We start from the raw sequence: 11,881 nt of genomic DNA, 5'->3' as shown, positions 1-11,881 counted from the left end.
CCGATGGTACTGCTACACCAAGTGGGAGAGTAGGCCGCCGCCTTTTTTTAAGAGTCCCTTCATGAAAATGAAGGGACTTTTTTTTTGCCCTTCCGCAAAGTAGTTCCACAAAGTAGTTCCGCAAAGTCTCCCGACTTTGAGGGCCATTCCTACCCAAAACAACCATACCGCCAAATCCTGCTTCTAAGACATTTCTTTTTACGTGTCTATACATACTTTAGGCCAGTTCCCTTTTATCAAATACAGCTTCTTTGTAGCGTCAATGCAAACGCAGCGAAGCAACCTCATGAAGCATACGGAAAACAACAATAGATTATTACAACTCCACTTCGGTTCATTATTACATTAATCAATTGCTACATCAACCCATTGTTGCATTTTCAAATTCCCAAATTAATTCATCGCTACATTAACCCATTGGTATATTTCCACACTGATCTATTGTTACATTAAACAATTGGTAGATTATCATATTAGTTGATTAGCCAATTTTCAAATTCCCTCATTTTCAAATTCCCAAATTAATTCATCGCTACATTAACCCCATTGGTACATTTACACATTCATTCATTGTTACATTAACTAATTGCTACATTAATCAATCGGTACATAAACCTCATAGCTTCATTAAAAAGTTATTATATAAAAAAGAGGTCGGACTTTTTGGTCCGACCTCTTAATGATCTTAAACTTCCTGGCTTTACGGGGAGAGTCCGATTCACCGAAAATATTGTTATTTATTTAGTTCTACCTCAATCAAACCTTTTAGGGCGTTAGGCATTCTTAAATCGCTGGTATTTTCTTTAATAACACTCCCTTTTTTATCGACCAATAAATAATGCGGAATTCCCGAAATATTGAACTTTTGGGCTAAATAATTCCATTTATCCTTAGACACCCTGAAGTGCTCTCCTTTTATATTAGGAATCATGTTGTTATAGGTGGTTTCGGGAGAAGAGGGGTCTGTTATGTACACAAAGACAACATCTTTATCCTTGTATTCCTCTTTTAAAGGTTGCATTTGCTTCATGCCGGATCGACAAGGGCCACACCAGGTTGCCCAAAAATCTACAAATACTACTTTCCCTTGGTATTTCGAAATGATGGCGTCAAACACTTTATCGGCTTCGGTCATTGGGGTTTCATTAACTATAAAGTCGGTTTTAGATTTATTAGCTGAAATCTTGGCTTTCATCTTATCATTTTCTACTTTGATTACTTTTGTAATAAATGGATAGTCTACCACCTTTTGGGACGCGCTAAGTTCGGTATCTGACAACGGAATGTAACTACTTGTTATATTTCCCAATATGGCCTGTGCTATGATCACATCGGTACTAAAGCTATTACCTATATTTTTTCTAATTTGTTCTATATGTTGTTTTTTAAACTCATTGTTGATATAGGCATCAATGTGAGCTTTATGCTTTTCTGAAAAAGCTTGATTTTTTTCATGGATTTCTGGTGAGAAAAATTTGCTTATGCTCTTTTGCTCATCTTGCGTCAATAAGTTTCGTTGAGCTTTTTGAATTTCAATTTCTTCCTCTGTAAATACAACCTCTAAATTCTTAGATTTAATAATGATTTCTATTTTATCAAAATTGATACCTCCACTGCTAAAAACTTCCTTTCTTTCTTCTTCCGTCAACTTCTGATAAATAGTACTTAGTTTTTCACTAAGACTCCCAATCACCTCCTGATGCGACTTCTGAAATGCCTTCTGTTTTGCCAGAGCCGCTGCATTTTCTTTATAATGCATTTTATGACTGGCAATAAGTTCTTTGTCTTCAGCTGATAGCGTAATATTCTTCTCTTTTAGTATTTCGGCCAATTCTAAAACACTTGGATGGGAAACACTAACCCCTGATCTCATGGGTTTTAAATGTTTTAAGCGATTTATAAAGCTCTTATAACCACTAGAAACCACCGCCAATTTATTATTATATACTTCGGGTGTTATAAAACTTAGGTATGCATTATCGATTTTGGCTAAATTTCTATCCCTTGAGTTGATGTCATAACTTAAAATATTCTGATAAAGATGATAGTCCAAATCTAAGTCAAATACCTGACGTGATTTATTACTTAAAAATCGTGTCTTAAGAACACTGTCGCGCTTTTGGAGCTGTTTGGTATACAGAGAATAACATTCCTCTTTATAGGCTTCTAAAGAATAATCATCAATATGGGATACTACCTTCTTATAAAAGGTATGATCCCTAATTATAAATTCTAAACTATATAGGTCGGTATTTAGTTGGGCGCAATCGCCTGCAAAAAACCCGCCTTCAGATTTTCCGGGGTTTATTAATTGCCAGGATTCTTTTCCGGGTTCAACAAATACAGAAGTATAATAATTTGGGAGTCTCACAAAAACCTGCTGTGGATAATACGAAGGAAACTTTACGGAAAAACTACCATCGTCTTGTATTTCTACTAAATACGAATCTTGATCACCAGTAAAGACATTGTTCACATACACCATTCCGGTTTTTTCTTTACTGTTTACACTAAAGCCCCTTATAATTCCAGCATAGGTAGCAGAAGCTACTTTAAATAGATTCTCTTCGGTATAGGGCTCATCATTATCTAATTTAAAGCCTGGCTTATTTATTTTATTGGTCGTATAGGATACAAGTGCATTCATTTTAGTCCCAAAACTTGCGGAGCCATCTTTGTTTAATTTGCCATAGATGGTTTTCTCCTTCCCATTACGTTCTAAAGTAATTAGGTGTATGTCATCTATTTTCTTAACGGACTTATAGTTCCAAACTGTTCTATCTAGCACCGCATTATCGTAATAAAAACTAAAGGCCCAAACATTACTTCCATCTGCCTGTAACCAATCGCCCCTTAATTCTTTAGGGAATTTAGAGTTCATAAATGCTGCAACATTATCTATTTTATAGTCAGGATATTCTATGGAGGATTTATACCAATCTCCAGCCTTTCCATTAAAGCCTACTTGCAGATAATGTTCGTTCCAGTTTTTAAAATAGAACATCCAATATTCTTGCTCATTTTTAACTACAAAACGATATTCTTGTGGTTCTTTAGAGGTAAAAGAAACAACATCTTCAATGATGTACTCTTTATTTCTAAAGGTTATTTTTTGATTTTCAACCGAAAATTCTAGATTATTCTTTCCATCCGTGCTAAACCAGCTTCTTTTTAGCTCGTTGGTTACTTCTGCAGCCGTAATAGGTTTACCATCTAATGGATTTTTATACTTCACAAATACTCTAAACGGATTGTCTCCTAGCTTTAGTTTAATGGAGTCTTTCGCTACAACCTCTAGCTGATAGCTTATAGTATTTCCTTGATTGTCTTTAGCATCAAAAAAGTAAACACCGTTATCCCCTTTATAGATATTCTGGTACATAAATGCACGATACCCCGTCTCTATAAAGCCTGGATGTATTAACAAGCCATTGTATTCCCCATTTCCGGTATTTCCTTGCCATTCGCCAAACACCGTTTCTGGGAGGGAAAGGTTTACTGAAGGAGCAAATTCTGAGTAATATTTTATTCTGTCATTGGGATACTCTTTACCAGCTTTATACAGATCACCAGCCCTACCATTAAAACCGATTTGCAAGTAATGTGCATCCCAATTTTTAAAATAGAACATCCAATATTCTTGGTCATTTTTAACCACAAAACGGTATTCCCCAGTTGCTATCGACCCAAAACGAACAACATCTTCAATGGTATACGCTTTATTTCTAAAGGTGATTTTTTTGGTGCCCACGGAAAATTCAAGGTCGTTTTTGCCATCTGTGGTATACCAACTTCTTTTAATTTCGTTTGGCACTTCAGCTGCGGTAATACGTTTGCCTTCCAATGGGTCCTTGTGCTTAACGAATAGTTTAAACGGACTGTTCCCTACCTTAAGGTTTATGGAGTCTTTCGCTAAAACTTCTAGCTGATAGATCATGGTATTGCCTTGAATATCTTTTGCATAAAAGTTAAAAATACCATTGTCACCTTTATGAATATCTTGATACATAAAAGCCCGGTACCCAAACTCAATAAAGTCAGGATGAATTAATAATCCATTATATTCTCCATTTCCGGTCTCACCTTGCCATTCACCAAAAACGGTTTCTGGGAGTGATGCCTTACTAATATTTGATCCTTGGGCAATAGCAATATTTATAAAAAATATAAATACGAAGCAGCTAGTGAGTAGTTTCTGAATGTCCTTTAAGGTGTGGTCTTTGGTCGGTTGATTCATGTTTTCTAGTTTATTTTTGTGGTTTACAATGGATTATTAAACATACTGATTATTGTAAGAATATACAGGTGAAATCTTAGTAGAATATTATTCTATACCTTGGCTCAAGTTTGTTACTTACTATAATTATATTATACATTCAACCAACCTTTTACTTGCGCGTTATAGCTTCTACCCGTGGTTATGGTTTGTTTTTTATTGGTTTTTAAGGTGATGATATATCTGCTATTAAAGTATTTCTGTGCATTTTCTACATAATTGGTATTAATGATTAAACTTCTATGAACCCGTAAGAAATAATCGGGTAATTTCTCTTCTAATTGGGCTAGGGACTGCTCTGTTAAGTGGTTTCCAGAATTGGTGTAAATGCTTACATATTTGGCATCGGCTTCAAAATAAATGACCTCCTCTAATTTTACGAAAAATAGTTTCTCTCCCTTTTTAATGGTAATAGAGGTCATCTTCTTCGCTTCTTTTTCGGTAGCCATTTCTTTAATGGCTTCTAAAAGCTTAAGCGAGGTATTATTCCCTTTAAACAAGCGCAATTTCTCAACGGTTTTCTCTAACCGCTCTAACCGTACAGGTTTCACCAAATAATCTATGCTATGGGTTTCAAAAGCTTGTAAGGCGTATTGGTCAAAGGCAGTACAGAAGATAACCAAAGGGATAGTATCTAATTCTTCAAGAAGTTCAAATCCGTTTAGCCCAGGCATTTCTATATCCAAAAAAATAAGATCTGGATGTAGTTGATTAATTTTTTCTTTTGCTTCTGTTCCGTTCTTTGCGGTAGCTATGATTTTAAAACTCTCAGGAAAGTGCGTTACTAATTCAGATAAACGCTCCCTTGCCAAATGTTCATCGTCTATAATAATAGTTTTATAAGGTACATTCATTGCTAGTGCTAGTTTTCAATGGTGATTTTAATTTGTTTTGCAGGGGTGTTTTTCCAGCTAATGGATGCCTTTTCCTTATAGGTCAACCGCAACAGATCGAACACCGTTTGTAGACCGTGACCACTAACCAGTCCTTCTGGAAAATCGGGACCATTGTCTTTTACAATGATAGTGATGGCTGCTTCACTTTTTTGAATGCGAAGGGTAATTTGGCCTTTGCTCTCTAATTTAGAAATACCGTGTTTTACGGCATTTTCTATTAAGGGCTGAATGAGAAACATGGGGATTTTGGTGTTTTCTAATGAAGGATCAACCTCAATAGTAAAATTCAGCCGGTCGTCAAAACGAATCTGTTCTACCTCTAAATAATTTTTGACCATTTCTACTTCGTCGCCAATAGTGCTGTCTTTTTTTCCTTTTCGGTTGATAGTGTATTTAAATAGATCCGATAGGGATAATGCCATTTTTTCTGTTTTATCGGCATTTTTATGGGCTAAACTTGCTATGGAGTTCAACGCATTGTATAAGAAATGAGGGTTTATTTGGGATTGCAGTAGTTTAACTTCCGCTTGTGCGTTTACTTCTTTAAGTCGACTTAATTCTAGGTCTTTTTCCCTTATTAAATTTTCTGAAAAATGGTTGAGGTAAATGAAGATACCTCTTCCAATGGCCACAGTTAACACAGGAAATCCATTTCTAAATGAAAAGTCCCAATTAATTTCGCCCGCATTTATAACCAACGAAATGAAGATAGGGCTTAGTAAGACGATATAGGTGAAGATTACTTTAAGAAGTAGCGCTAAAGTAAAACTCATTTTTTCGTTAATCACGTACTTGTCAAAAAGGAATAATAACAATGCTATTAAAGAACCAGCAACTATTGTTATTATAATAAATCTTATGCTATAAATATCTAAGGCATATTGATGTTTATGTGTTAAATAATTATAAATAGCCATCGAAGATATCAGCCACAACAATAATATTATCGTTGGAATAAAATATTTAAAGTATCTTATATTATATTCTTTATTATGTAGGTTGAATCCGATTATAAGGAAAAAGATTCCTAAAAAAACAATTGTCCAAGTGGCATAGGTTTCAGCCAATTTTTTATCGATGAAGTTCAGGGCGTAATACCATGGATAAGTTTTGAATAAGTACTCTTTAAATTCCTCCATAAAATTTGGAGCGTATAATTTTTGTAATAAAAACTCGTCGTTTTTAGTTATAATTGTGCTAAATGATGAATTATTTGTTTGACCATAAACTGAAGGGACTTGTTTAATATTTCTCCTGCTATTTTGTATTTTACAAAGTGACTTCATGATATGTGCTGTAATTAAGGACTGCAAATAGTCGTCTTCTAATTCATTCTTTTCAATTGAAAAATGAATATTATCAGCTCCTACAAGATTAGAGTACTCTCCTGATTTAGAGGTTTTACGGATAACTGTTGATAGCTCACCTGCAGGATAATGCTGGTAATCTGGTAATACTCCCGGTAACACTTTTAGTGTGTCAGTGTTGAAACCTAAGTTTATGGTGGATTGGATGATATGGAAATATCTAAAACCTTTGTAAAAATCATTATAACTTGATTCTGAAGACTTTATTTTTTCGGCCATGTAATTAGCTAATTCTACAGGTGACTTCCCTAAAAACCGTTCGTAAAAATCAATTTCTTTATTTGGTATAATTGCACGTATCCTTTGCATTGCATTTTTTACCATAACACTATCTTGTTTTGTAGCATTTTCTAGTGTAAAAAGTATCGGTCCTTTAAGTTTGGGAACATTCGGTGTTTCGCCATCAAACAGTCTTTCTTTTACATATTCCCATTTTTCATCTGTTGGTAAATCTGGAAAAACCTCATTATATGGATCGTACTTGTTACTATAACTTGTCGCTATAATAATGGGTATAGCTATAATAACTAAAATTAGAAGGAGTGTAGAAATAATATTTCTTTTCATAATGGTCGGTTTATTTATTAATACACCTCAAAGAAACTTGATAAGCCTGATTTCTGAAACCATTTTCTGACGAACTGCATCTAGGGGGATTTAATTGCATTTTATTATCATTTGTGGATTGGTAGTAGGTGAAACTTATTGTATCTAGAATTAGTGATTGCTGCTAAATGGAATCATAATAATTTCACTTTACCTACTGTTTTCATCCATTTGTTTTGACAATTTCGACGCTATAGCTCATAGCATTTTCTCTAATTTTTCCATGACCACAGCAGGCCGTAGATGTGATCCTTTTTCTATAATAGTACCATCTTTATCAATTAATAAGTAAAAGGGTATACCACTAATATTAAATACTGTCTGAAAATCTCTACTTTGGTTCTGATCCAAAAAATAGTGTTCCCCTCCCAGTTGAAATTTATCTAATACAGCTTTGTATGCCTTTTCTTTGGTATTTATACAGAAGTATGCAAAGACTACATCTTGCCCTTCCATCTCCTCCATAAGTTTTTTGGAATTAGGAAACTCTGCTAGGCAAGGAGCACACCATGATGCCCAGGTGTCTACATAGATTACTTTACCTTTGTGGGTCTCCAAGAGGTTCTCTATAATTTTATCAACGGAAGTACCAGAGGCATCTTTTAATATGGCTTCGGACACTAGTTCTGGTGACTCTATACTTTTCTTGGCTTTTAAATAATTCTCATCCAAGGGTTTGGCGATAAAGGGTTCGGTGATATGGGTTTTAACCAAACCTCTATAATCTTCATAGAGATCAATTTCAACCTTGTCAAACCTCTGTTGAAATAACTCGGCTAATACTAATTGGCGCAGTAGGCTATCTTGCGTATATTTTATAATTCCATAGATACTTATGGAATCTAGTTCCTTTGAAGGACCTGTCATTCCAAATTCCGTACGATATTTTTCATTGGATTTCTCATTCCTAGTCTTGTTGAGTACATATCGGTAACTATAGCGATTTACAAAATTGACTAAGGCATAGCCGCTGATTAACATCGGTTTTGTAATAGGGAGCCGTTTGTTAAGTGAGTTGTAATAACTCTCTGGGACATCCCACGAAAAGGGCAAGTTGTTTAACTTACGATGTTCTGCTGGGTAAAAAGCTAACGCATTGTAGTAATCTTGTTCAATATAGGTTTTGGCCCAAAGTAGGGTTTCTTCATTAGGAGAATATGTCTGAAGAAAATTGTTCACCAATTCGGTATTCTTTTGCTTTAAGGTGTCTAGATACTGGAGATAGTCATCTACCCCATATTCCTTTGTCGCTTTCTTTTTGGCGTCCCAGTCCGTATAAATTTCATTGGAAAAATACATTTCCTGAAAACGTGCTGCATCTTGATTGGTCTTCACCGCATCCCCGGAAAATTGAATTGATTTTAAAATTGGAACCCGCTGAGCGATTTTGGCATCAAAACCCATATGGATGCTATCACCGGGATGTGTCAAAACTAAAAAATTGGTTCCTACATTTACCCAAACATCAGTAGGAGTATAGCTTTCAAAGGACACTGAGAAAAACCCTGTACTGTCAATTTTAGAATGCAGGTTTAATCGGTCTACACCAACCCGATTTACACCAAAACTAACATTTGGATTTTCTGGATCAAAATTAGATACAATTCCGGTTAGGGTAACGGTCTTAGGGGCATCAAAAACCGTGGAGTTTTTTGTTTCTCGATCTTTGCAAGAAATTGAAACGAGCAATAACAGCAGTATTATATTTTTCATTGTACTAAATATATTTTTCAATAGAATTTTAAAGGTTGATTTATAAGGTCTAGTTAAAGTTAATTTTCACTGCTTAGAAGCTAAGCTGGATGCTCCTATTGTTGGTGTTCTTGATTTTATCTTACACATTCAACCAGCTTTTAACTTGCGTGTTATAGCTTCTGCCCGTGGTTATGGTTTGTTTTTTATTGGTTTTTAAGGTGATGCTATATCTGCTGTTAAAATATTTCTGGACTTCGCTTACAAAATCTTTGTTTATAATTGTTGCGCGATGAACTCTTAGGAAATTGGATGGTAATTTTTCTTCCAATTGGGATAAGGGCTCATCCGTTAAATACACGCCATTTTTAGCATGTACGGAAACATAACGTTCATCGGCACTAAAATGACTCACCTCTTCTAGTTTAATAAAAATGAGTTTCCCCTCTTTCTTCACCGTAATGGATGTCATTTGGTGATCTTCTTTTTTAGAAGACAAGTCTTTTAGTAGCTGCATAATGTTCTGATTAGGAAGATTATTGCTAAACAGCTTTATTTTATTCACCGATTGTTGCAAGCGTTCTAACTTAATTGGTTTTAATAGGTAATCTATACTATTGGTTTCAAATGCCTGTAATGAATATTGATCATAGGCGGTACAAAAAATTACAATGGGGATATAGGTCAGCGTTTCTAACACTTCAAAACCGGTAAGTTCTGGCATTTCAATATCCAGAAAAATAAGATCTGGTTTTAGGGCTTCAATTTTCTCTTTAGCGATTAGTCCGTTTTCGGCAACGTCTATTACTTCAAAGGTATCGGTGAAATTCTCCAGTAATTTTAGTAGTCGTTTTCTTGCTGGCGGCTCATCATCTATGACTAAGGTTCTATATATTTTATTCATGCCATTACTTATTTTTAATGGATATCACTATTTGCTTCTTAGGCTCGTTCTCCCAACTTAAGGACGCTTTGTCACCATAGCTTAAGCGTAGTAGATCGTATACCGTTTGCAGGCCATGTCCGCTCACCAATCCCTGTGGGAAAGCAGGGCCATTATCGCCTACTGTTATTAACAGCCCCTTATCCTCTTTTTTAATGTCGAGACTGATTTTTGCTTCTCCTCCTATTTTGGAAACCCCGTGTTTTATGGCATTTTCTATAAGGGGTTGAAGCATAAACATGGGAATCTTTTCTTCTTTGGCATCCTCATCAATAGTAAGTGTAAACTCCAATCGCTCTCCAAACCTAATTTTTTCGATTTCTAAATAGTTCTCTACCAGAGTTACTTCTTCACTAACCGTACTCATTTCTTCTCCTTTTTTATTGATGGAGTATCGAAACAAATCGGAAAGGGAAAGGGCCATTTTCTCCGTTTTATCGGCATCATCATGAGCCAGACCAGCGATGGAATTTAAGGCGTTGTATAAGAAATGTGGATTAATATGAGATTGCAACAACTTTAGCTCGGCCTGCGCATTTATTTCTTTTAGGTGACTTAGCTCTACATCTTTTTGTTTTACTAGGGAGTCTGAGAAGTGGTTTAAGTAGATTAAAAAACCTCGTCCAAATGCTACAAATAAAATCAATTTAATATAGTCTTCGTAAGAATATATAGAGACCAAATTATTTTCCTGATTTGCCAATAGATAAAGTCCATAAATAAACAGGCATCCTGTTAAAATGACGAAACTTACTTTCAATAGGAGCTGTAAGGCAAAACTCATATTTTCTCTAATAAAAATTTTATCCAAAAGATATAGGAGGAGAGCTAGTGCAGTAACAACAATCAAACTGGTAAAAAAATAACCCAAATAGGCGTCTAAAGACGTAAAAGCTTCAGGATAGGCAAAGTAAAAAAATAGGTTATTCAAACAGTTATAAGATAAAAAAACGATTAGTAGTGGTAGTAGGTATTTGAAGAAAGTATATTTATATTTTTTCATATACAACAACCTTAGACCTAGAATAAGTACAATAACAACTAGTGTAATTGATAATAGTATACTAATAAACCTTGCTTTACTTCTATCGATTAAATATGTGGCATAGCGCCAGGGATAGGTGTTATACATATATTCTCCGAACTGCTCCATAAAGTCAGTAGAGTATAATTTTTGTAGTAGAAATAGGTCTAATTCTCCAATCGAGCCTAAACTAGATTGGTGTTCAGCCTTATTAAATATTCCTACCTCAAATGATTGATTATATGAGTTTAACATGTTTGGAGTGGAAAAAATCCTATCCCATAATTCATATTCGATAAACTTTTTTCTAGAAATATCAGAAATGTCATCATCAAATTTAAAAGCCAACCAGGAATGTTTGCTTCCATCATTAGTTCGAAAGAAATCAAAATTATTTATTCCAATAACAGTTCCATCTGGCCAATGTTTTTTTCTTAAAAATCTGTCATAATATTGGTATGGTACGGTTCTAAATCCTAGAGTATCTTTTCTAAACCCCATAATTATGTTATGTATAGGGGTAATCCAAGTTGAATCTGAATTAAAACCAATTCTAACTGTGGGGAGCAAACCATTAAGTTTTTTAATAAAACCATCAACAATTATACTGTCCTTAAAAGTGGCATCCTTCCCCAATTGAATGATAACAGGCTTATCATATCCTTTTTGAAGAGTACCATTCTTATTGAATGCCCTATTTTTTATATATTCCCATCCTCTGAATTCTGGTTGTTTAGAATTATATCTACTTATTTCTTCAACCTGTTGATTTAAGGGTTTTTCGGATATAATCAGAAATGGGGTAAATGCCAAAATCAGTACTAATAGTATTATTCTTTTCATCGTGCTATATTTAAAAATGTATACCACAAATGAATCGCAATAGTCTTACTTATAAAATTAGTTTCGGTTGAACTGCAAATAGGGTGTATAAATAGCATGCTGTTATTGTATGGCTAAATGTTTATACTATATAGGTTGAAGTATAAACATACTATTTATTGTAGGAATCTTCTAGTATTTTTCCATAAATATAGCTTCTTATACTATCTTTAGGACGATGTATATAACCAGTAT

General features: G+C 34.6%; 6 protein-coding genes. All 6 read right to left on the bottom strand.

Annotated features, from left to right (window positions below; all coding sequences use genetic code 11):
• Positions 1 to 733: 733 nt before the first annotated feature.
• Positions 734 to 4,237: a thioredoxin-like domain-containing protein gene (locus tag HCG49_RS17515; protein ID WP_168470796.1), complete on the bottom strand. Its 3,504-nt coding sequence runs from the start codon at positions 4,235 to 4,237 to the stop codon at positions 734 to 736.
• A gap of 131 nt (positions 4,238 to 4,368) precedes the next feature.
• A complete protein-coding gene (locus HCG49_RS17510; RefSeq protein ID WP_168470795.1) occupies positions 4,369 to 5,130 on the bottom strand; it encodes a LytR/AlgR family response regulator transcription factor in 762 nt (253 codons plus the stop codon).
• An 8-nt stretch (positions 5,131 to 5,138) separates the two neighbouring features.
• Positions 5,139 to 7,106, bottom strand: coding sequence for a sensor histidine kinase (locus HCG49_RS17505; RefSeq protein ID WP_168470794.1), 1,968 nt, complete (start codon positions 7,104 to 7,106; stop codon positions 5,139 to 5,141).
• Positions 7,107 to 7,343: 237 nt separating this feature from the next.
• Positions 7,344 to 8,858 carry a TlpA family protein disulfide reductase gene (locus HCG49_RS17500; RefSeq protein WP_168470793.1) on the bottom strand — a complete coding sequence of 505 codons (1,515 nt, stop codon included), beginning with the start codon at positions 8,856 to 8,858 and terminating at the stop codon, positions 7,344 to 7,346.
• A 121-nt stretch (positions 8,859 to 8,979) separates the two neighbouring features.
• Positions 8,980 to 9,741, bottom strand: a complete 762-nt coding sequence (locus tag HCG49_RS17495; RefSeq protein ID WP_168470792.1) for a LytR/AlgR family response regulator transcription factor — start codon at positions 9,739 to 9,741, stop codon at positions 8,980 to 8,982.
• 4 nt (positions 9,742 to 9,745) lie between these two features.
• Positions 9,746 to 11,647 (bottom strand): sensor histidine kinase, encoded by a 1,902-nt coding sequence (locus HCG49_RS17490; protein WP_168470791.1) that lies wholly within the window; start codon positions 11,645 to 11,647, stop codon positions 9,746 to 9,748.
• Positions 11,648 to 11,881 lie beyond the last annotated feature (234 nt).

Source organism: Arenibacter sp. 6A1 (assembly GCF_012272855.1).
In the GTDB taxonomy this organism is placed as follows: Bacteria; Bacteroidota; Bacteroidia; order Flavobacteriales; family Flavobacteriaceae; genus Arenibacter.
Note: the sequence above shows the minus strand (reverse complement) of the source record. Positions and strands in the feature narration are given on the sequence as shown.